The 21,549-nt window shown below is 43.2% G+C and carries 19 protein-coding genes and 1 riboswitch; of the genes, 2 read left to right on the top strand and 17 right to left on the bottom strand.

Annotated elements, in window-relative coordinates:
- Nucleotides 1-2: 2 nt before the first annotated feature.
- Genes PY091_RS12480 through PY091_RS12470 form a run of 3 tightly spaced genes read right to left on the bottom strand, consistent with a single transcriptional unit; the run spans nucleotide 3 to nucleotide 2,836 of the window.
- Nucleotides 3-863 carry a prephenate dehydrogenase gene (locus PY091_RS12480; RefSeq protein WP_275650001.1) on the bottom strand — a complete coding sequence of 287 codons (861 nt, stop codon included), beginning with the start codon at nucleotides 861-863 and terminating at the stop codon, nucleotides 3-5.
- A gap of 3 nt (nucleotides 864-866) precedes the next feature.
- Nucleotides 867-2,009, bottom strand: a complete 1,143-nt coding sequence (locus PY091_RS12475) for a pyridoxal phosphate-dependent aminotransferase (RefSeq protein WP_275650000.1) — start codon at nucleotides 2,007-2,009, stop codon at nucleotides 867-869.
- Nucleotides 2,009-2,836, bottom strand: coding sequence for a prephenate dehydratase (locus PY091_RS12470; RefSeq protein WP_275649999.1), 828 nt, complete (start codon nucleotides 2,834-2,836; stop codon nucleotides 2,009-2,011). The genes PY091_RS12475 and PY091_RS12470 overlap by 1 nt, the downstream gene beginning before the upstream one ends.
- A 376-nt stretch (nucleotides 2,837-3,212) precedes the next feature.
- On the opposite strand from PY091_RS12470, the gene gldA reads away from it, so the two are divergent.
- On the top strand, nucleotides 3,213-4,106 hold the full coding sequence (gene gldA, locus PY091_RS12465; protein ID WP_275649998.1) for a gliding motility-associated ABC transporter ATP-binding subunit GldA: 894 nt from the start codon (nucleotides 3,213-3,215) through the stop codon (nucleotides 4,104-4,106).
- 96 nt (nucleotides 4,107-4,202) lie between these two features.
- Nucleotides 4,203-5,654 (top strand): pyridoxal phosphate-dependent decarboxylase family protein, encoded by a 1,452-nt coding sequence (locus tag PY091_RS12460; protein ID WP_275649997.1) that lies wholly within the window; start codon nucleotides 4,203-4,205, stop codon nucleotides 5,652-5,654.
- On the opposite strand, the gene PY091_RS12455 is transcribed toward PY091_RS12460, so the two are convergent.
- The 14 genes from PY091_RS12455 to PY091_RS12390 form a co-directional block, all read right to left on the bottom strand.
- Entirely contained in the window at nucleotides 5,651-6,736 is a 1,086-nt protein-coding gene (locus PY091_RS12455; protein ID WP_275649996.1) for a serine hydrolase domain-containing protein, read from the bottom strand. The genes PY091_RS12460 and PY091_RS12455 overlap by 4 nt on opposite strands.
- A gap of 74 nt (nucleotides 6,737-6,810) precedes the next feature.
- Nucleotides 6,811-7,614 (bottom strand): head GIN domain-containing protein, encoded by an 804-nt coding sequence (locus tag PY091_RS12450; RefSeq protein WP_275649995.1) that lies wholly within the window; start codon nucleotides 7,612-7,614, stop codon nucleotides 6,811-6,813.
- 7 nt (nucleotides 7,615-7,621) lie between these two features.
- Nucleotides 7,622-8,722 carry an acyloxyacyl hydrolase gene (locus tag PY091_RS12445; RefSeq protein ID WP_275649994.1) on the bottom strand — a complete coding sequence of 367 codons (1,101 nt, stop codon included), beginning with the start codon at nucleotides 8,720-8,722 and terminating at the stop codon, nucleotides 7,622-7,624.
- 19 nt (nucleotides 8,723-8,741) lie between these two features.
- Nucleotides 8,742-9,695 carry a methylenetetrahydrofolate reductase [NAD(P)H] gene (gene metF / locus PY091_RS12440; RefSeq protein WP_275649993.1) on the bottom strand — a complete coding sequence of 318 codons (954 nt, stop codon included), beginning with the start codon at nucleotides 9,693-9,695 and terminating at the stop codon, nucleotides 8,742-8,744.
- A 3-nt stretch (nucleotides 9,696-9,698) separates the two neighbouring features.
- Nucleotides 9,699-12,377, bottom strand: coding sequence for a methionine synthase (gene metH / locus PY091_RS12435; protein ID WP_275649992.1), 2,679 nt, complete (start codon nucleotides 12,375-12,377; stop codon nucleotides 9,699-9,701).
- Between the two features lie 9 nt (nucleotides 12,378-12,386).
- Entirely contained in the window at nucleotides 12,387-13,388 is a 1,002-nt protein-coding gene (locus PY091_RS12430) for a homocysteine S-methyltransferase family protein (protein ID WP_275649991.1), read from the bottom strand.
- A gap of 108 nt (nucleotides 13,389-13,496) precedes the next feature.
- Nucleotides 13,497-13,610, bottom strand: a riboswitch (SAM riboswitch).
- Between the two features lie 112 nt (nucleotides 13,611-13,722).
- Nucleotides 13,723-14,784 (bottom strand): NAD(P)/FAD-dependent oxidoreductase, encoded by a 1,062-nt coding sequence (locus tag PY091_RS12425; RefSeq protein WP_275649990.1) that lies wholly within the window; start codon nucleotides 14,782-14,784, stop codon nucleotides 13,723-13,725.
- A 70-nt stretch (nucleotides 14,785-14,854) separates the two neighbouring features.
- Nucleotides 14,855-15,631, bottom strand: coding sequence for a uroporphyrinogen-III C-methyltransferase (gene cobA, locus PY091_RS12420; RefSeq protein WP_275649989.1), 777 nt, complete (start codon nucleotides 15,629-15,631; stop codon nucleotides 14,855-14,857).
- A complete protein-coding gene (locus PY091_RS12415; protein WP_275649988.1) occupies nucleotides 15,624-17,714 on the bottom strand; it encodes a HEPN domain-containing protein in 2,091 nt (696 codons plus the stop codon). Before PY091_RS12415 ends, cobA begins: the two co-directional genes overlap by 8 nt.
- A 73-nt stretch (nucleotides 17,715-17,787) precedes the next feature.
- Nucleotides 17,788-19,035: a sulfate adenylyltransferase subunit 1 gene (locus PY091_RS12410; RefSeq protein ID WP_275649987.1), complete on the bottom strand. Its 1,248-nt coding sequence runs from the start codon at nucleotides 19,033-19,035 to the stop codon at nucleotides 17,788-17,790.
- Nucleotides 19,036-19,049: 14 nt separating this feature from the next.
- Nucleotides 19,050-19,961 (bottom strand): sulfate adenylyltransferase subunit CysD, encoded by a 912-nt coding sequence (cysD, locus tag PY091_RS12405; protein WP_275650189.1) that lies wholly within the window; start codon nucleotides 19,959-19,961, stop codon nucleotides 19,050-19,052.
- A gap of 93 nt (nucleotides 19,962-20,054) precedes the next feature.
- Nucleotides 20,055-20,678, bottom strand: a complete 624-nt coding sequence (locus PY091_RS12400; RefSeq protein ID WP_275649986.1) for a phosphoadenosine phosphosulfate reductase domain-containing protein — start codon at nucleotides 20,676-20,678, stop codon at nucleotides 20,055-20,057.
- 11 nt (nucleotides 20,679-20,689) lie between these two features.
- Complete coding sequence (locus tag PY091_RS12395) at nucleotides 20,690-20,953, bottom strand: DUF2061 domain-containing protein (RefSeq protein ID WP_275649985.1); 264 nt, start codon at nucleotides 20,951-20,953, stop codon at nucleotides 20,690-20,692.
- 179 nt (nucleotides 20,954-21,132) lie between these two features.
- A complete protein-coding gene (locus PY091_RS12390; RefSeq protein ID WP_275650188.1) occupies nucleotides 21,133-21,540 on the bottom strand; it encodes an RrF2 family transcriptional regulator in 408 nt (135 codons plus the stop codon).
- Between the last annotated feature and the right edge of the window lie 9 nt (nucleotides 21,541-21,549).

Raw genomic sequence — 21,549 nt, 5'->3', positions numbered from 1 at the left:
CTCTATTTTTTTGTAAGTGGTATTCCTTTTAGTATTTGTTTTATTTTATTGGTGTTACTCATTTCTTGGTGGACATTTTCAAAATCATTGTCCAAAATCAATTGCTTAAACGTGGTAAGGTTTTGAATGTATTCTTCCAATGTTTCCACAACATTATCTTTATTCTGTTCAAATATTGGCGTCCACATATCGGGTGAACTTTTTGCCAAGCGAACAGTGCTCTCAAAACCACTCCCCGCCATGTCAAAAATATCACGCTCATTTTTTTCTTTCTCGATAACTGTCTTTCCCAACATAAAAGAGCTAATGTGTGATAAATGAGATACGTACGCTATATGTTTATCGTGTGCCTCGGGATTCATGTACCGAATACGCATCCCTATATCTTGAAAAATGGCCAAAGCTCTTTCTTGAAGCTTGAAAGCTGTTTTTTCCACTTCGCAAATAATCATCGTCTTACCTGTATACAAGCCCTGAAACGCTGCGGCCGGTCCAGAAAATTCAGTACCCGCAATGGGGTGACAGGCCATGAAATTCCTTCGGTTCGGATGTTCAGCAACTTGCTCACAGATTAATCGTTTGGTGGAACCGGCATCCATTACCACGGTTTCATCTCCAACCGCATCCAATATGTTGGGCAATTCGGTGACCAAAACATTGACCGGGATTCCCACATAAACCAAATCCGCATTTGACAAAGCCGAGTAATCCCCTTTTTTATCTATGATTTGTAGCTGAAGGGCTTCATCCAAATGCTCTTCACTTTTGTCCACACCGATAATTTCAGCATCAGGATGTAACTTTTTTACATCCATGGCAAAAGAACCGCCGATCAGTCCAACTCCTATAATCACTACTCTCATAAGCTAAAATCTTTCTATGGCCTCTTTGATTTTTTCTTCGCTTACACAAAGTGAAAAACGGATATAGCCCTCTCCATTGCTCCCAAATATGGTCCCTGGGGCAATAAAAATATCTTTGTCGTATAATACGTTATCAATAAATTCTTCAGATGGTGCTGCTCCATTTGGCAGTTTGCACCAAACAAACATTCCTACCGCATTTTTATCATAGGTACAGCCCAATTTATCTGCCAATTGAAACATCAACTCGCGTCGTGTTTTGTACACCTTATCCAATGCTTCAAACCATTCTGGGCCGCTCTTCAATGCGGCAACTGCACCTTTCTGTATTCCGTAGAACATTCCAGAATCCATATTGCTTTTCACCTTCAACACTGCGTTGATGTGCTCTGCACTCCCTAGTACCATCCCAACACGCCAACCCGCCATATTGAATGTTTTGCTCAAACTGTTCAGCTCTAAAGTGCAATCTTTAGCTCCTTGAATAGACAGAATACTGGTTGGATTAGTGGACAGCACAAAACTGTATGGATTGTCGTTGACCAAAAGGATTTCATTCTCCTTGGCAAAATTTACCAAAGACTTCAATTGCTCTTTTGTCGCTGTAGCTCCGGTTGGCATATGCGGATAACTGATCCACATTAACTTTACTTTGGACAAATCTTTCTTGGAAAGTTCCTCTAAATCAGGGAACCAACCATTTTCTGCTTTTAGGTCGTAAGTGACAGGCACCCCACCTACCAAGTTTGTTACGGACGCATAGGTCGGGTACCCAGGGTTGGGCAAAAGCACCTCGTCCCCTTCATTTAAAAAGGCCATACTGATGTGCATAATCCCTTCTTTAGAACCCATTAAAGGTAAAATCTCGGAATTTGAGTCAACCGACACATCAAACTTCTGCAAATAAAAATCGGCAATTGCGGTCCTTAATTCAGGTAACCCTTGATAGCTCTGATACTGATGGGCACCGGCTTCTATGATGGAATCCCTTAAAGTTTCCAGGACCTGTGGCGAGGGTGCCAAATCGGGACTGCCAATTCCCATATTGATGATTGGTCTGCCTTCGGCCATCAATCCCCTGACTTCCCTTAACTTTTTAGAGAAGTAATATTCCTGTATGTTATTTAATCGATCTGCTGTAATCATTACAATAATGCATTTTTATATTCGCCCAACACCTTAAAATCCTCTGCCATGATATGCATCAAAGATTTGGTTTTGGCAAAGTGCTCGTATTTATCAAAAGTGACATCCACAAAAAAGGCATACTTCCATGGGGTTTCGATGACGGGCAAGGACTGAATTTTGGTAAGGTTCATATTGCAATCGCTCATCACGTTGAGCACCGTGGCCAAACTGCCTCTTTTGTGATCTGTTATAAATCTCAAGGATGCCTTATTGATCTCCTCTTCCGGCAGTACCTTGTTCTGTTTTTTCAAGATGATGAACCTGGTGGAATTGTTCACAATGGTCTGAATGTTGTCAGCAATAATCTCCAAATCATATAGTTCAGCGGCCATTTTAGGTGCTATCGCGGCAATATGCCCCAAATCTTCCTCTTTGATTCGTTTCGCCGTCTCTGCCGTGTCCACACTTTCTACCAACTTGATCTGTGGGTGCGATTTAAAGAATTCCTTGCACTGCAACAATGCCATGGGGTGTGAATGCACCTCTTGGATGTCCTCAAAAGTTTTGCCCCGCATAACCATAAGGTTATGGTGAATGTTCAGATAATGTTCCCCTATTACGTGGATATTATTGTGGTAGACCAAATTGTAATTGGGAATTATTGAACCGGCAATTGAGTTCTCTATAGCCATGATACCCTTGTCCGCGGCACCTACCATCAAACTGTCTATAACGGCATCAAAGGAACTACATTCAAGCAGTTCTATATTTTCCCCAAAAAAGTCCGTGGCAACCTGGTGGTGGTTGGAACCCTTTATTCCTTGTATGGCAACTTTTAATTCCATTGCAAAAAAAAAGTCCCGATGTATCGGGACTTTATAAATTGGTTATACTTTAAACGTATCTATAACAGTCCCGCTTCTCTCCCAAAAAAGAAGTAAAAATAAAAACGGTTCCAGAAATACGTGTTTGTCATCATTCCATTAATTGGTGGCTAATTTAGCTATTCAATTGGAAACACACAGAGATTCCCAATTTTTTTTTGATTTTTTTTGAAATTGATCTTTTTGCTGCGTTTTATTTTACGAAAACGACACTTTATTGTGAATTCCCCTTAAATGGTTTTTTTAAAAAAGATGAAAAGAATAATATCCTTGATATTGAAAGTCAAGGATTAAAACCGCTAAAAGTGTATTTTTGGAATCATTAAAAAGATTTTGAATGTCCATTACAGTACAGAACATCACCAAAACTTTCGGCACCCAAAAGGCATTGAACAATGTATCCTTTACCATCAACAAAGGGGAAGTAGTTGGTTTTTTAGGTCCTAACGGTGCAGGAAAATCAACCATGATGCGCATCTTGACCACTTATTACAAAGCAGACAATGGGGAAGCTACCGTTAATGGATTTAATGTTTTGGAAGCGGAAAAAGACGTTCAAAAAAGTATCGGGTATTTACCAGAGCACAATCCATTGTATTTGGAGATGTACGTTAAGGAATACCTATCCTTTAATGCGGATGTTTATAAAGTGGACAAGTCCAAAATCAATGCGGTTATCGAACAAACGGGATTAACCCCGGAGGCGCACAAAAAAATTGGTCAGTTGTCCAAAGGTTATCGCCAGCGTGTAGGTCTTGCGGCAGCTCTTTTGCACGACCCGGAAGTTCTGATTCTTGATGAACCAACGACAGGTCTCGACCCCAACCAGTTGATCGAAATAAGAAAGCTCATCCGTACCATAGGCAAGGAAAAGACCATTTTGCTCTCCACACATATTATGAAAGAGGTTGAAGCCGTGTGCGACCGTGTGATCATCATCAATAAAGGCGAATTGGTTGCCGACAAAAAGCTGGAAGAACTTCGTGAAGCTGAGGAACAGATCATTGAGGTGGAATTTGATTATCGCGTGGAAGAACAGTTGCTAAATCAAATGCCCAACGTTACCAAGGTAAAGAATACCGGGGGATTTGTCTACGAGATTACCTTTGGCACTTCCAAGGACATGCGACCTGCCGTGTTCGATTTTGCCCACGACAATAAACTAAAAACACTACAGCTGAGCAGAAAGAACAAAAACCTGGAAAGCCTTTTCACCGAACTCACGGCTTAATATCCCTATTGTTAAAACTAATGGAACAACCATCCAAAATGGGATGGAAAACCGTTCCAAATATGGTACTTTTGCCATACAGAAGAAAACGGTTATATGAAGAAGAACAACGCCAGATTGGAACTCTCCAAAGAAGAGATGAAAACCTATGGGCATCAAGTTGTGGATGCCATTGTTGAGCACCATGCGACCCAACACGAAAAATTACCGGTCGCTCTTGGATCGCGGGAAGAAATGGACTCACTCTTTTTGGAGGAAGCCCCTGAAGAAGGCTCCGACCCGTCCAAGGTTCTTGAATTTGTACTGGAAAAAGTGATGACCAACAGTGCCAATATGGCCCATCCCAAATCATTTTCTTTTGTTCCCGGACCCAGCAATTATGTCAGCGTAATGGCGGATGCACTCGCCACGGGATACAATATCTTCTCTGGTGGTTGGGCCGCAAGTCCTGCTGCGGCAGAACTGGAGATCGTGACCATTCAGTGGCTGTTGAAGATTTTTGGTTTTCCCAAGAAAAAAGGAGGAGGCATTTTTACCAGCGGTGGTTCTATGGCCAACCTTACCGCAGTGGTAACCGCTCGCAGAATAAAATGCGGGGATGATTTCTCAAATGCCGTAATCTACCTTTCCGATCAGGCCCACTCGTCCAACATTAAAGCAATTCGGGTATTGGGCTTTAAAAAGGAGCAGATCAGAATTATTCCCACGGACAGCGAACTTAAGTATTCGGTGAACAAGTTGAAAAACTGTATTGCCAAGGATAGACTGGAAGGTCTATATCCATTTTGTTTGATCGCCACTGCGGGAACCACGAACACAGGAACCGTAGATCCATTGGTGGAACTGGGAAAAATATGCAAGAAAGAGGATATCTGGTTCCATATTGATGGTGCCTACGGCGGTGCCGCCATTTTGTCCCAAAAAGGAAAACAGGCCATGAAAGGAATTGAAAAAGCGGATTCCCTCACGGTCGACCCCCATAAATGGTTCTTTCAACCTTATGAAATGGGATGTCTATTGGTAAGAAACCACAAAAACCTAAGCCACACCTTTACCGAAAAACCTGAATATTTAAGGGATATCGAAGGAAATACCTCCGAGATCAATTTTTACGATCACGGCATACAATTAACGCGAAGGTTTAGAGCCTTGAAGTTTTACATGTCACTAAAAACCTTTGGTTTAAAAGAATTCCGTGATGCCATCACCTACAACATTGATTTGGCGGAAGAGGTGGAAACAATGCTGCGTGGCAGTAAAAGTTGGGAAGTGGTATTCCCTGCCACCCTGGCGGTGATCAATTTTAGGTACAATCCGATAAATAAAAAATATTCCGAAAAGGAATTGGACAAAATCAACCAGTATATTTCGGGAAAAGTGATGGATTCTCGGCAGGCCATGCTGGTGACTACCATTTTAAATGGACAGATCGTACTTCGAATGTGCCTCATTAATCCTAGGACAACAATGGAAGATATCACCGATACGTTTGACCTTTGTAAAAAATATGCACTGGAATTCGAGGAAGGGGCAGTAAGCAAGGCCTAAGTAACGGCCTCAAATATTGAAGTAATGGCAAGATCCAATTCTGTTTGGATTTTTGGGTCCGTACAATTGATGAGGATAACGATTACTATTTCCTGTTCTGGGTATATAAAAAGGTTGGTATAGGCCCCAACGCTGCTTCCAATGTGCCCTATAAATTTTCTGCCATGGAAGTCCCGGCTCACCTGGAATCCAAGACCATAATACGTGGGCTCTCCTTCTATAATTTGGGAAGCAAGTAACTCCTCGTAGGTTTCGTTCTTAAGTAATTTTCGCTCTAAAATGGCCTGTCCCAAAATGGCGATGTCCTCGCAAGTCGACAGGTAACCGCCCCCTGCCAATTTATAGGCGTTGTTAACCTCAACTGCTTTTAGGAAGTTACCCGAACGCCTTGTGTAAAACTGAGTGTTGCTCTCCAATGTGCATGAAACTTTGCCCATATCCTTGGGAGAGCAGGTGTTCTTTAACCCCAGGGCTGTCAAAATATTATCATTCACATATTGTGGAAAGGATACCCCACTGGCTTCTTGCATGGCCAAGGACAACAGCACAAAATCAAAACTATTGTACAAATAACCGTTCCCAGGTTTAAAAAACAAGGGGTCGTCCTTAAAAACCTTTATACCATCCTTGATGGATAAATCTTGGTTCAATGCAAATTCCTTGCCCCGGTACCCGCGAATACCGGCGGTGTGACTCGCTAATTGACGGAGTGTAAAATCGTATTTCTTTTGAGGGTAGTATGGCACATAAGTATAAAAAGATTCGTCCAGATCGATCATGCCGTCTTCTACCATTTTACCCAAGGCCAGACCTGTGATACATTTGGAAATGCTCGCAATACGGAAAACCGTTCGTTGTGCATCCGCCTCGATTTTTCTATCAAGATCGGCAAAACCGTATCCTTTCTGGAGCACCACTTGCCCTTTATTTAAAATAGTAACTGCCAAACCAGGAACCTTGTCTTCCGCAATCAGGTTATTAAAAATAGTTTCGGCCTTTTCCTGCCCATGAAGTCCTTCCAATGGTTTTACTTCTGGAGGACCAAAGAGCATTTTTTTGATATGTGAGAGAAGAGTTCCCAATAGCTCGATTTGAATATCGAATTTACTGAGAAAATGAATGGCCGCCACAAACCATTGTCATAGTTTGTCCACCGTCAATCCTGATAGATCAATTTACCGTTAAAAAGTTCCTCGACGTTAACTTCTGGGGGTGTATTGACACTGATTACATTACCTGTTCCTCGAATCACCCCGCTCAACCGTTGTTGTGGATTCACAAAAACATCATTGGACCCCCTATGGTTTACGGCCACATTTGTAGCAACCAGGTTTTCCGCTTCCACCCTGGAATCCCCTGCAGCCACTGACACGTTCAGGTTTTCTGTATTTCCCTGCAGCTTGAAGTAGGCTATGCCGTTCACTGTAATTCTGATCGTAGTCGAATTCAGGTTCAAATCAAAAGAACCATCGGTTGTTTCCGTATCGGGATTGATGAAACTTTCCGCCAATAGGTTTAGGCTTGGATATGACAGCACCCCATCACTGGAAATCAGGAGCCCTGTGCTGCTTCGTATTTCAGTGAGATTTGGTGAAGTGATGTATACTGTGGTCAAGCCGTAATCGCGAACATAATTACAACTGTTTTCATTTCTCAAGATCAAACGGTTATTTTCGACAGTTGCGGAAACATCGTTCCAGAGGAACTCCCCTGTTTCAATCTCCACTATTTGTTCATCGCCCTGCTTCAACACTACGTTCAGGTTTTCGAATACGGTTAGTGTATTGAAGTCAGAAACCTCAATTGGTCGTCGCACAATGTCACCAGCATTTTGAAAACAATCGGGAACATTGTCGCCGTTACAGGAAAGCAATAATAGAAAAATAGCCAACGTAAAGCATCTTTCGACTGTGCCCGAGATGACATCCTTAAACCTATATAAACTTCTGAATTCCAGCATCTAAATTCTATAATCTTACTCCTATTCCAAATTCAATGGCCTCTGCCTTGGCCCCGTGGGATTTTAAAGTTACAGCTCCGAATATTCTATCACCAAAATATCGTTTCAAGCCGATCCTGTTATACATTCTACCCTCAAAATCAAAAGGATAATATACATAATAACCCAATTGAGCCACTACGCTCAATTTGTTCACAAACAATTCATGCCCCAAAAATAGACCTACCCTTTTATAATCCGTGTCTGGTTCAACATTCAGTTCCGGAAATGCAATGGATTGATAACGTATCAATTCCTTCAAAAAATTGGAAAAGAAAATATCGGTTCCCAATTGAATCGCACTGCGGTTCCCCAAACGCTTATCTGCATATGCGGACACAATGGCAAAACCATACTGCCCCATATTGATCACATCACTTTCGTTGGCACCACCGCGAAGTACCAGATTATATCGAATAGGTTCCTTGATTTTCTCCTTTGCTTCCGGGGTCAGATACTCAGGGTCCACATCCCTGTTAAAATCGTAGGTGAGCCCAAGATTAAATGCCACTGTGTTGGTAGAAGTATTTGGGGCCTTAAAATTAGCATTGGAATAATGTATTAGGGCAACACCGGCCTTCAACCCAATACCCGCCACTATATTCTCCCTGTTATAGTTGAACATGAGCATGGTGGAGCTCAGTAGGTGACTGCCATAGGCATTGTTCCTGAAATTATTGTCCCTATCATAAGGATTTGTATTATAGGACACTCCTTGAGCGACCCTGAATTGCAGGTTCCTTTTAAAAAAGTAGAAATTATAATGCGCGTACAGCCCATAATGCCTTCCAAGGGTGGCATTGTTCATGTCCTGATAAACGAAGGAAAATCCAGTGTCCGGATAGCCCAGATCAGCCTCCCAATCTTGGTGGCCGTAACGTTTCCTGTTAAAACCAAGGATAATTCCTCCAGGGTGATTGGTTATCAGGTGCGAAATATCGGGGTTGTGCAGAGCAACCGAACCATAAAATTGACTGAAATCCAAAGAGTATTTTTTTGGAACATCCCCATCTTGGGAAAATCCAAAAAAACAAGCGAACAGAAATAATGAGCAAAGTAGGTGCCTCATGGGGCGCTAATGTAGGAAATTAAAAAAGTTCCTTGGCAATGGCCTTCACATTATCTGATTTACCCATGGAATAATAATGCAATACGGGTACACCGGCCTCCCTTAATTCCTTGGATTGTTGAATGGCCCACTCTACCCCAACTTGACGTACCGCCTTGTTGTCCTTACAGGCCTCAACCGAGTCGATCAAGTCCTGTGGAATATCCACCCTAAAAACTTGGGGCAAGAGTTGCAGGTGACGTTTAACGGCAATCGGCTTAATTCCTGGAATTATGGGTACATCAATTCCCATATCCCTTGCAGCCTTCACAAATTCAAAGAATTTTTGATTATCGAAAAACATTTGGGTCACCACATAGTCCGCTCCCAAATCGACCTTTTCCTTTAAACGTTTTAAATCGGACTGAAGCGACGGGGCTTCCATATGCTTTTCCGGATAACCTGCAACCCCGATACAGAAACTGCTCAAATCACTGGACTGTATCGTATCGTGCAAATAATTTCCTTCGTTGATATCTTGGATCTGCTTCACCAATTCAGTTGCATACTGATGTCCACCTTTGGTGGGCGTAAAATATTTTTCCTCTTTACGGGCATCGCCGCGCAAAGCCATAACATTTTCAATCTCCAAATACTGACAGTCCACAAGAAGATACTCGGTCTCCTCCTTGGTAAACCCTCCGCACAATACATGAGGCACCGTATCCACATCGTACTTATGTTTTAAAGAGGCACAGATACCCAAGGTCCCGGGTCGGGTACGGGTCAGTTTTTTATCCAACAAACCATCTTTTTCCTTGTAGATATATTCTTCCCGAGAGGTCGTCACATCAATAAAAGGTGGCTTGAACTCCATCAACGGGTCGATATTGTTATAGAGTTCCTGAATGCTCTTGCCCTTTACTGGTGGTACAATCTCAAAACTGAACAAGGTTTCCCCTTGGGCTTTCTTTATGTGATCGGTAATTTTCATTTGCTATTCGTCAACTATGTTGGGAGCCAACCACTTTTGGGCTTCCTCCAATTTAATATTTTTTCGTTCAGCAAAGTCATGGACTTGGTCTTGTTCTATTTTGCCCAATCCAAAATACTTGGCCTCTGGGTGGCCAAAATAATAGCCACTTACACTTGCTGCTGGCCACATCGCCAAACTTTCGGTGAGTCGAACCCCTATTTTTTCCTCCACGTCCAACAGATCCCAAATGGTCAATTTTTCTAAATGGTCCGGACAGGCTGGATAACCCGGGGCGGGTCTTATTCCCTGGTATTTTTCTTTGATCAATGCTTCATTGTCCAGATTTTCATCCACGGCGTAGCCCCAGTATTTGGTTCTCACCTCTCTATGAAGATATTCCGCAAATGCCTCAGCCAACCTGTCGGCCAAAGCTTTGATCATAATGGAATTATAATCATCGTGGTTTTTCTCATATTGCGATGCCAATTCCTGCGTCCCGAATCCTGTGCTTACACAAAAGAAGCCCATGTAATCATCAATTCCTGAATCCTTTGGAGCGATAAAATCCGCCAGTGCTATATTTGGGACTCCTTCACGTTTTTTTAGTTGTTGGCGAAGCGTTCTAAAAATGAAAGTTTCTCCTTCCTTATCAACTTCAATATCATCCTCATCGATTTGATTGGCAGGAAACAATCCAAAGATAGCCTTACCCTTTAACAGTTTTTCATCCAAGACCTGTTGCAACAGTACCTTGGCATCCCTGAAGAGTTCCTTAGCCTGTTCACCAACAACACTATCCGTCAGAATATCAGGATATCTACCGTGTAGGTCCCAGCTTCTGAAAAAGGGGGACCAATCAATATACTCTTCCAACCGCGTCAAATCAAAATCCTCCAAAACCTGAATCCCCAATTGGTTCGGCCTTTTGATATCGGACGATTTCCACTCGATTTGAAATTTATTCTTTCTGGCCTGCTCCAATGTCAAATATTCCTTTTGCTTGGAACGGTTCAAAAATTTATCCCTAAAACTCTCGTAATCCAGCTTAATCGATTTTTTATATGTTACCGAAGTCTCCTCCTGTAACAGGTCGCCCACAACGGTCACGGCCCTGGATGCATCGTTTACGTGTACTACGGCATTGCTGTATTGAGGATCAATTTTAACCGCTGTATGGGCCTTACTCGTTGTGGCCCCACCGATTAAAAGGGGTACCTCAAAGTTTTGGCGCTCCATTTCTTTGGCCAAGAATACCATTTCGTCCAAAGATGGGGTAATCAATCCGCTGAGACCAATGATATCGACTTGCTCTTCTTTGGCCCTATTGATGATTTTTTCCGGAGGCACCATCACACCCAAATCCACGATTTCGTAATTGTTACAGGCCAGAACCACACTCACGATGTTCTTTCCAATATCGTGGACATCTCCTTTTACCGTGGCCATCAATATTTTTCCGGCTGCTTTCGCATCCTTATCTTTTGATGCTTCAATATATGGGGTCAGATAAGCTACGGCCTTTTTCATCACCCTGGCTGATTTTACCACCTGAGGCAAAAACATTTTTCCACTACCGAACAAGTCCCCGACCACGTTCATTCCCGTCATCAGGTTGCCCTCTATAACTTGTAAAGGCTTCGCAGCCTGCTGGCGTGCCTCCTCAACATCTTCAATGATGTATTGATCAATTCCTTTAACTAGGGCTCGGGTGATCCTATCTTGAAGCGGCTCTTTCCGCCAAGACAGATCAACTTTACTTTCCTTTGCCGTACCCACCACGGTTTCTGCAAACTCCAACAAACGCTCAGTGGCATCTTCCCTTCTGTTGAGCAAAACATCTTCTACATGTTCCAACAAATCCTTGGGAATATCATCGTACACCTCCAACATCGTCGGGTTTACGATTCCCATATTCAAACCCGCTTTGATGGCATGGAACAAAAACGCAGAATGCATGGCCTCACGAACGGGATTGTTCCCCCTAAACGAGAACGAAACATTGCTCACCCCTCCACTGACACTACAATAGGGAAGGTTCTCACGAACCCATCGTGTTCCTTCGATAAAATCGATGGCGTTGTTCTTATGCTCGTCCATACCGGTCGCCACTGGGAATATGTTCAGATCAAAAATGATGTCCTCTGGCGGAAAATTCACTTCATTTACCAGAATATCATAAGAACGTTTCGCTATTTCCTTTCGACGTTCCAGGGTATCGGCTTGCCCCACTTCATCGAATGCCATGACGATTACCGCGGCACCATATCTTTTTATCAGTTTGGCATGATGGACAAACTCTTCCTTGCCTTCTTTAAGGCTTATTGAATTAACCACACATTTGCCTTGCACTACCTGCAAACCGGCCTCGATAATCTCCCATTTGGAGCTATCGATCATAATGGGCACTCGGGCAATATCCGGTTCGGATACGATTAGATTCAAGAACCTGACCATCGCTACCTTTCCATCGATCAGACCATCATCCATATTGATGTCGATAATCTGCGCACCACCTTCCACCTGCTCGCGAGCGATGTCCAATGCCTCATCAAACTTTTCCTCCTTGATCAGCCTTAAAAATCGTTTGGACCCTGCCACATTGGTTCGTTCCCCCACATTGATGAAATTGCTTTCCGGGGTTACCACCAATGGTTCGAGACCACTCAGGCGTAAAACTCGTTGTTGATTACTCGTTGCCATAAACTTAAACTATGCTGGTGTCAGAAGTTTTCTTGGTTGATAATCCTTTACCACCTCTGCTATTGCTTTGATGTGTTCAGGTGTTGTCCCGCAGCATCCGCCTACAATGTTGACCAATCCTTTTTCTACATATTCCTTGATCTGAACTGCCATTTGCTCCGGGCTTTCATCATATTCACCAAAGGCATTCGGCAATCCTGCATTGGGGTGGGCTGAAATGGCAAACTCCGCCTTTGCCGAGACCACTTCCAAATGGGGCACCAATTGTTTGGCTCCCAAGGCGCAATTGAACCCTACCGATAATATAGGGATATGAGAGATGGAAATTAAAAAGGCTTCGGCCGTCTGTCCTGATAAAGTCCTTCCCGAAGCATCGGTAATGGTACCACTGACCATTACTGGAACTTCTATATTTCTTTCATCCTTTACTTCCTCAATGGCAAAAAGAGCTGCCTTTGCATTGAGTGTATCAAAAATGGTTTCCACCAAAAGTATATCGGCTCCACCATCCAAAAGTGCCTCTACCTGTTGTTTGTAGGCAATTCGGAGTTCATTGAACGAGATTGCACGAAAACCTGGGTCGTTCACATCAGGTGACATACTGGCGGTTTTATTCGTAGGACCGATACTCCCTGCCACAAATCTTGGTTTTTTGGGGTCCTTTTCTGTGAACTCGTCCGCGACCTCTTTTGCGATCTTGGCCGATTCATAATTCAGTTCGTACACCAGCTCTTCCATACCGTAATCGGCCATTGCAATGGTAGTGCCCGAAAATGTATTGGTTTCGATTATATCGGCACCTGCTTCCAAAAATTTGCGATGGACATCTTTTACGGCCTCCGGTTGGGTCAAAGACAACAAATCGTTATTACCTTGCAAATCACTTGGCCAATCCTTGAAACGCTCGCCCCTAAAATCCTCTTCCTTGAATTTATGGCGCTGTAGCATGGTGCCCATGGCCCCATCCAGCACTAAAATCCGTTCCTTCAAAATATCTTCAATCTTTCCCATAGTAATATTTGCCTTAAAAAAGGATGTAGTGAGATCAAGAAAAGTGCATGGATACTGTGATGTATTCGTTAGTTATCCGTCCCCTTTTACTTAATGGCAGGTATGAATACTCCATCAGGTCCTAAAACAAGTTCAGCACAGGGGTAGAATGTAGCACCTTCTCGAAGTCGAGGGTTGCTAAGGCTTCACAGGGTCCAATCCCTCCACCTTTCTTGATAACACTTTCAATTTATAAATGAACTGAACCGCAAAGAAACGGCACTCCTAAGTGAAAAGCAAAAAAACCTTCCAAAATTGCTTCTGGAAGGCCTTTTCTCTTCAAAAAACTTTTTTTTTAACTGATGCTCTGCACCACTTCTTTCTTCGCTTCCTTTTTGGAACCGTCAAATCCCTGTACTCCGCCAACAGTGGTGTACTTCATCACAAACCTTTTGTCCGGATTGATAATTTGATAGGCATACTGGCACATTACGGCAGCTTCATGGAATCCTGAAAGGATTAATTTCAACTTGCCCGGATAGGTATTCACGTCACCTATGGCAAATACGCCCGGAATATTAGTTTGATAATCTTTGGCGTTGTTCACCTTTATGGCATTTTTCTCGATTTCCAAGCCCCAATTACCCAATGGTCCCAATTTGGGCGACAGTCCGAACAAAGGAATAAAGTAATCGGTTTCCACGTAGGAATCGTCTTTTGCGTCGTCATTATATTTTATGACTACGGCATGCAATTCGTCCTTACCATGAATTTCCTTTACCTCTGCTTCCGTGTACAATTTGATCTTACCGATCTTGGCGAGTTCACGTGCCTTCTCTACCGAGTCCAATGCTCCTCGGAACTCATTTCTTCGGTGTACCAGGGATACCTCGGAAGCTACATCGGCCAAGAAAATGGCCCAATCCAATGCGGAGTCACCACCACCGGATATCACCACTTTTTTATTACGGAACTGTTCAGGGTCCTTCACCATATACTCCACTCCCTTGCTTTCAAAGAGCTCTATATTTGGGATCAGTGGTTTTCTGGGTTCAAAAGAACCAAGTCCTCCCGCAATAACCACGACCGGTGCATGGTGCTTTGTCCCTTTGTTCGTTGTAACAATGAACGACCCATCTTCTTGCTTATCCAAGGTTTCTGCTCGCTCTCCCAAGGTAAAGCCAGGCTCAAACGGTTTGATCTGCTCCATTAGATTATCCACTAAAGTACCTGCCAAAATCTCTGGGTAGGCAGGAATATCGTAAATGGGCTTTTTTGGATAAATCTCCGAACATTGTCCTCCGGGCTGTGCCAAGGCATCTATCAAATGGCATTTTAGTTTGAGCAATCCCGCTTCGAACACGGTAAATAACCCAGTGGGCCCTGCTCCGATTATAATGATATCTGTTTTTATCATAATTCTACTTTTAATTCGTCTTGAAAGTCCCTTTGGCTTCGCTCAGGGGCCTAACGAGCTGACATTTGGTTTAAACTTTTTCTTGCAATTTATTTCCCTGTACTTGGTATTCACGTTGAATATCCAATATGCTTTTTCGGTGGTTGACCACCTCCCCGATTACTATGATCGCTGGATTGGACAACTGCTGCTCCTTTGCCCTGTGCTCAATGGAAGCAACAGTGTCAATACCAATTCTTTCTTTTTCCGTTGTTCCATTTTGTATGATGGCCACCGGAGTTTTTTCTTTTCCTTCTTCTTTAAAGAGCTCCATGATCTCCCTGAGCTTGGACATGCCCATAAGAATAATGACGGTGGCATTGGACTTTGCCGCCAAAGCCACATCACTGGACAACTTGTGCTCCTTGGTCGTTCCGGTGATTACCCAAAAACTCTCCGCAGCACCTCTTTTGGTAACCGGTATGTTTTGTGATGCCGGTACGGAAACTGAGGATGAAATACCCGGTACCACGGCAACTTCAATTCCGAATGAAGCGGCATGCTCCATCTCTTCGGCGCCTCGCCCAAATACAAATGGATCACCACCTTTTAACCGCACAACCTTTAGTCCTCTTGCAGCTCGCTCAACTATTAAATCATTGATCTGTTCTTGCTGATAGGCATAGCAGCCCTTGCGTTTGCCAACAAAGACTTGTTCGGCCTGTGGTGCATGATCTAATAATTCCTTGGACACCAAGGCATCATACAAGACCACATCCGCGTTCTGCAAAGCCTTTATACCTTTGAGGGTTATCAAATCCACGTCACCTGGACCCGCTCCTACTACCGTCAATTTTCCACTATACATGTTCCAACTCCATTTTTCTGAACGCTTCCAATCGCTGCAGCACTGTTTTGGCATCTTCCACATAGCTTTTTGCAAATGATTCAGACGGTTCGTTTTTATTCAGTTGAAGGGCAACTTGTTCAAACCCTCCTTCGAAGGCTATTTTATTTGATTCCACATATAGTTTATCAAAATCCTTGATGATACTGGCATGTGTATTGGTCTTTACCTTTTCTGCTGTCAACAATGCCTTGGCAGAATTCACGATGGATTGATACGAATAATAGATACTTGCTGCCCATTTGCCTTCTTTAATGGCCTCCTCGGCATTTTCTATCTTCTCTTGGCTTTCGAAGAACAATGTGGCCACTAAATCCACTATGACCCCTGCACATTCTCCGACACCTATCTCTTTTTTATATTTTTCCTCATTGCCCCAGTCGATAAAATCTTCTTGGGTAAGATTGTCCACATCCGTCAAAGGTTTAAGGAAGTCGTAAAAATAAATCTGCCCCTTATCCTCATAATAGTCGGTAAATGATTTCCCGTTTCCGTTGGCTTCAAAATCATCTAAAATAAGACGGAGTGCCTGTGGTCCCCTCCTACTTGGAATCTTGGCAACTTTATCGGCAAATCTCGCCCTACCATCGCCATAATTCCCTCCTCCCAACAACACTTGAAGTGCAGGAGCTACCAATTTATCCTTGGTTCTAACAGACATGCCCTGAAAGCCTATGTGTGCCATATTGTGCTGCCCACAAGCGTTCATACATCCACTGATTTTGATTACAACATCCGGATTCTTGATGTACTGTGGGTATTCGGCCTTGATCACTCTCTCCAACTCATCTGCGATTCCCGTACTGCTCGCAATACCAAGGTTACAGGTATCGGTCCCTGGACAGGCCGTAATGTCCAATGCCTTGTTATAACCTGCTTCTGCAAATCCAAGTTTTTTCAATTCTTGATAAATGAAAGGAACCAAGTCCTCTTTTACGTAAGGAATCAGTATGTTTTGTCTGAGCGACAAACGAATCTCTCCTGCGGCAAAATCCTTTACCAATTTGGCGAGCTCACGGGCTTTATCGGTATAAAAATCACCCAAAAGCACTTTAATACCGATGGCCACATAGCCTTCCTGTTTTTGAGGCACCAAGTTGGTCGATTTCCACTGTTCAAAAGCTTCTTGGTCTTCGATGGAAACCTCAGGGGTTTCAACCGTAGCGACCTTTACTTCTGGGTAATCATCAACATTAATGGAAAAGGTTTTATGTGGAATGGCGGTTTGTTCTTCTTCCAGCAAAGCTTTGAAGCCTTCCAGTCCCAAATCCTTCAACAAAAATTTCATCCTGGCCTTGGCCCTACTTTTACGTTCACCGTATCTGTCAAATACACGGATCACACCTTCCATCAGTGGAATAATTTTATCTGTGGGCAAAAACTCATAAAGCTCGTCGGCATGCCGTGGCTGTGATCCCAGACCTCCGGCCAACATCACTTTAAAACCTCTTTCACCATCTTTTTCCTTTGCAATAAACCCAAGGTCGTGCATGTAGGACAAACCCGTATCCGCATCACTGGCCGAAAAAGAAACCTTGAACTTTCTTCCCATCTCCTGTCCGATGGGGTTTCTAAGGAAGTATTCGAACACAGCTTGGGCATAGGGAGAAACATCGAAAGGTTCGTTCACATCGATTCCAGCAGTTTCACTAGCGGTCACATTGCGTACCGTATTACCACAGGCCTCGCGAAGTGTCACCTGATCTTTTTCCAATTGGGCCCATAATTCCGGCGTCCTCTCCAAATCCACATAATGTATCTGGATATCCTGGCGGGTAGTGATATGCAAACGTCCTCTGGAATATTCATCCGAAACATCGGCGATTCTCAGTAATTGATTGGAAGTCACTTTACCATAGGGCAGCTTGATTCGAATCATTTGAACTCCTGGTTGGCGTTGTCCGTATACCCCACGTGCTAGTCGGAGGCTACGAAATTTTTCCTCATCCACTTCCCCTCCTTTGAACTGGCGAATTTTTTTCTCCAATTCGATGATGTCCTTCTCTACAACCGGGTTTTCAATTTCTGTTCTAAAACTTTGCATAATCTAGTTTTCCTATCTTTTTAATAGAGTTAAATAAAATAAACTCCCCTTCTTCCAGCTAAATGGAAGAATACTAATCAATAAATCCTACGCCTGCAGTATTGTTTGTTCTACTATCGATAATAATGAACGAGCCATTGGTTCGATGATCTTTGAACCTATCATAGAAAATAGGCTTGTTCAACCTTAGCTTTACCTTTGCTATATCGTTCATCTGAAGTGCGGTCACATTCTCCTCGATCCCAGAATAATCCGGGTGGATCTTGTGTTCGATGGCATCCACCTTGGCCAGTACTTTGTTTACTCCGTGTTGAAGCACATATTTACCCCCTGGCACAAAGTTGGCACTATCCATCCAAGACACCGTTGCGGTCAATTGTTTGTCCACGGTCGGTAGGTCACCTACCTTGACCAACATATCCCCTCTGCTCACATTTACCTCATCTTCCAAGGTGATGGTCACGGAAGACCTTCTTGGTGCGGTCTTATATTGTTCGTTATAAAAATAAATGTCCTTGATCTTGGAACGCGTCATTGAGGGCAAAACCACTACTTCGTCGCCGACATTCAACTCACCACCATAAACTTTTCCGGCAAATCCACGAAAATCATGGAAATCCTCAGTTTTGGGTCGGATTACATATTGTACGGGGAAACGGGGTGTCCCTGTATTGTAAATATCTTTTTGGTCCAAGGCTTCCAAATGCTCCAATAAGGTCTGTCCTTCGTACCAAGGTGTATTCTCGGAGCGGTTGACCACATTGTCTCCTTTTAGGGCACTTACCGGAATAAAAGTAATGGTCTGGTCCTGGTAATCCCTTTTTCCCATCAATTCCTCGAAATCGGATTTGATTTTATTATAGGTCTCTTCCGAGAAATCAACGAGATCCATTTTATTGATGGCCACTATTACATCTTTGACCCTTAAGAGGTTATTGATGAAAAAGTGACGGTGTGTCTGCTCTATCACTCCCTTTCGGGCATCTATCAAAATTATCGATGCTTGTGAGGTCGATGCACCGGTCACCATGTTTCGTGTATATTCCACATGTCCGGGAGTATCGGCAATAATGTAGCTTTTGGACGGTGTAGAAAAGTAGATATGGGCCACATCGATGGTGATTCCCTGCTCTCTTTCCGCCACCAGACCATCGGTCGCCAGTGAAAAATCAAGATAATCATATCCTTTTTGTTTGCTGGTTCGCTCAATGGCCTCTAATTTATCATCGGTCATCGACTTTGTATCATAAAGCAATCTTCCGATCAAGGTACTTTTACCATCATCTACACTTCCTGCTGTTGCTATCTTTAAAACTTCCATTCGTTTTTTTCCCTTTAAAAATATCCTTGTTGCTTTCTTTTTTCCATGGCCGCTTCGGAGCGCTTGTCATCAATACGTGCACCACGTTCCGATATTCTGGAGTCCCTGATCTCTGCCACCACTTTATCAATGGTATCGGCATAAGATTCAACGGCAGCCGTACAACTCATATCACCGACGGTTCTAAAACGCACCATTCGTTCCTCTACTTGTTCATCATCGGCCCTGAATACGACATCGTCCTCTGCCGACCAAATCAATCCATCCCTTAGGAAGGTGTTTCGTTTGTGCGCAAAATAAATGGATGGGATCTCAATATTTTCTTTTTGGATATAGCTCCATACATCCAATTCGGTCCAATTACTGATAGGGAAAACCCTAACATTCTGGCCTATTTCTATTTCTCCGTTCAACATATCGAACAATTCCGGTCTTTGGTTTTTTTCGTCCCATTGTCCAAAATCGTCCCGCACGGAAAAGATGCGCTCCTTCGCCCTTGCCTTTTCTTCATCTCTTCTTGCTCCGCCGATACAGGCATCGAACTTGAATTCTTCAATGGCATCCAATAAAGTCGTGGTCTGGAGCATGTTCCTGCTGGCATATTTTCCGGTCTCCTCCACTACTTTACCCTCATCAATGGAGTCCTGCACATTTCGTACGATCAACTCAACCCCCAATTCCTCTACAAGTTTATCCCTGAACTCGATGGTTTCGGGAAAGTTGTGACCTGTATCGATATGCATTAATGGGAAGGGTATCTTGGCGGGCCAAAATGCCTTTTGTGCCAAACGCACCAATGTTATGGAATCCTTTCCTCCTGAAAATAGCAGGACTGGTTTTTCAAACTGTGCCGCTACCTCGCGCATAATGTAAATGGCTTCGTGCTCCAAAGCATTTGCACCCGGTCTTTCTGACTGACTGGCGATTTTCGGCTTTTTAATTTCTTCTGCAAGTGTGCTCAAGGCTATATCTTTTAGTTGAGATCACCCCATAGAGAGGCGAATATTCATTATCGTTGATTAGGTGTGCAAACCGCATTCACGGTTGGCCAATACTTTTGTGGGATCGAAGTATTTGTGCTCATTGGGCAATTGACGCTCCTTTAAATAGGCATCCAGTTGGGTATCGCTCCAATGATAAAACGGACTGACCTTTAATACACCGTCTTTGCTCAAGCTCAATACATCCAGGGAATCCCTGTGTGCAGTCTGTCCTTTTCTTAAATTGGTAAACCAAACATCAGGTTTATACTCCTCCATGGCCCTGCGGAAAGGTTCCAGCTTAACCTGCTCGGTGAACTCTTTGTGCATGGGGTCATCTATTTGTGGTATACCCATTACCGCATCCCTGTGGGCAGTTGTCTGCTTGGGAACGAACAATTTTATGTTCAGGCCCAATCTTGCGATCAGTTCCTCTGCATGTTTATAGGTTTGCGGGGTATTGTATCCGGTATCGCACCAAATGACAGGAATTTTATTGTCCACCTCGGTCACTGCACTGAGGATAGCTACCTCATAGGGTCTAAAATTGGTGGTGACCACAGGTAATTTCCCATGGTTGATGGCCCACGAAATAATCTCTTCCGGAGGAATGCCTTTAAATTGGCGATTCAAATTTTGTATTTCTTCTTGAGTCAATGCCATATCCAGCTATTTTATTTACCCCATTTTATGGAGTTCCATATTCTTTCGTGAAAAAAATAGAGTACCATTTTGGTCACCAGCTCCACCAAACCGATGGAAAATGCCAACGACAAGGTTCCTGTTACGAGCCATGAAATAATAATGGTATCCAAGGTGCCGACCACTCTCCAACTTATGGATTTCACAATACTCCTTTTAGGGCTTTCGGATGTACTGTCCTTTTCATAAGTACCCTGCTCCTTTTCCCTTTTCACCAATAATTGCTCCGTGATCATTTTTTATTCTTTTTTTACCCTATCGATTTAGTAGGGTTTTCAAAAGTAAAATTATTTTTTGGAACGAAAAGCAAATGGCAACATAAAATTACTTTTATCCTATAGTTTTAGTAGATTAACGAAAAATAGGGCTGATTTTTTTCAATAATCAACTAGAAAGCAATAAAACCTTGATTAGTTTAGAGTAGATCTTCCAGGGTATTGTTCCTGTACACCTCAAGTGCACTATCCCGGACCTGTAACATTAATTTGTGCACGGAGCACTCCCCTTCATCGGGACAGTCGTCACATTTTTCATAGAAATTCAAACTGACACATGGGACCATGGCAATAGGACCCTCCAATACCCTCATTACCGTGGTCATGAGAATATCTTTTGGCTCCTTGATTAGGTAATATCCTCCACCTTTACCTTTTTTTGAGCCCAACAGACCGTTTCTTCTTAAAGTAAGTAAAATACTTTCTAAAAATTTTTGCGAAATATTCTCGTGCTTCGCAATCTCAGCTATTTGAATGGGCTGATTGTCCGACACCTTAGCGAGGTAGGTTAAGGCTTTGAGTCCGTATTTTGTCTTCTTGGAGAGCATCATACGAAT

Source organism: Flagellimonas okinawensis (assembly GCF_029194005.1).
Classification (GTDB): Bacteria; Bacteroidota; Bacteroidia; order Flavobacteriales; family Flavobacteriaceae; genus Flagellimonas; species Flagellimonas okinawensis.
Note: the sequence above shows the minus strand (reverse complement) of the source record. Positions and strands in the feature narration are given on the sequence as shown.

Coding starts and splice junctions, on each gene's coding strand:
- PY091_RS12480 (WP_275650001.1), bottom strand. CDS start 863: ATGAGAGTAGTGATTATAGGAGTTGGACTGATCGGCGGTTCTTTTGCC.
- PY091_RS12475 (WP_275650000.1), bottom strand. CDS start 2,009: ATGATTACAGCAGATCGATTAAATAACATACAGGAATATTACTTCTCT.
- PY091_RS12470 (WP_275649999.1), bottom strand. CDS start 2,836: ATGGAATTAAAAGTTGCCATACAAGGAATAAAGGGTTCCAACCACCAC.
- gldA (WP_275649998.1), top strand. CDS start 3,213: ATGTCCATTACAGTACAGAACATCACCAAAACTTTCGGCACCCAAAAG.
- PY091_RS12460 (WP_275649997.1), top strand. CDS start 4,203: ATGAAGAAGAACAACGCCAGATTGGAACTCTCCAAAGAAGAGATGAAA.
- PY091_RS12450 (WP_275649995.1), bottom strand. CDS start 7,614: ATGCTGGAATTCAGAAGTTTATATAGGTTTAAGGATGTCATCTCGGGC.
- PY091_RS12445 (WP_275649994.1), bottom strand. CDS start 8,722: ATGAGGCACCTACTTTGCTCATTATTTCTGTTCGCTTGTTTTTTTGGA.
- metF (WP_275649993.1), bottom strand. CDS start 9,695: ATGAAAATTACCGATCACATAAAGAAAGCCCAAGGGGAAACCTTGTTC.
- metH (WP_275649992.1), bottom strand. CDS start 12,377: ATGGCAACGAGTAATCAACAACGAGTTTTACGCCTGAGTGGTCTCGAA.
- PY091_RS12430 (WP_275649991.1), bottom strand. CDS start 13,388: ATGGGAAAGATTGAAGATATTTTGAAGGAACGGATTTTAGTGCTGGAT.
- PY091_RS12425 (WP_275649990.1), bottom strand. CDS start 14,784: ATGATAAAAACAGATATCATTATAATCGGAGCAGGGCCCACTGGGTTA.
- cobA (WP_275649989.1), bottom strand. CDS start 15,631: ATGTATAGTGGAAAATTGACGGTAGTAGGAGCGGGTCCAGGTGACGTG.
- PY091_RS12415 (WP_275649988.1), bottom strand. CDS start 17,714: ATGCAAAGTTTTAGAACAGAAATTGAAAACCCGGTTGTAGAGAAGGAC.
- PY091_RS12410 (WP_275649987.1), bottom strand. CDS start 19,035: ATGGAAGTTTTAAAGATAGCAACAGCAGGAAGTGTAGATGATGGTAAA.
- PY091_RS12400 (WP_275649986.1), bottom strand. CDS start 20,678: ATGGCATTGACTCAAGAAGAAATACAAAATTTGAATCGCCAATTTAAA.
- PY091_RS12395 (WP_275649985.1), bottom strand. CDS start 20,953: ATGATCACGGAGCAATTATTGGTGAAAAGGGAAAAGGAGCAGGGTACT.
- PY091_RS12390 (WP_275650188.1), bottom strand. CDS start 21,540: ATGCTCTCCAAGAAGACAAAATACGGACTCAAAGCCTTAACCTACCTC.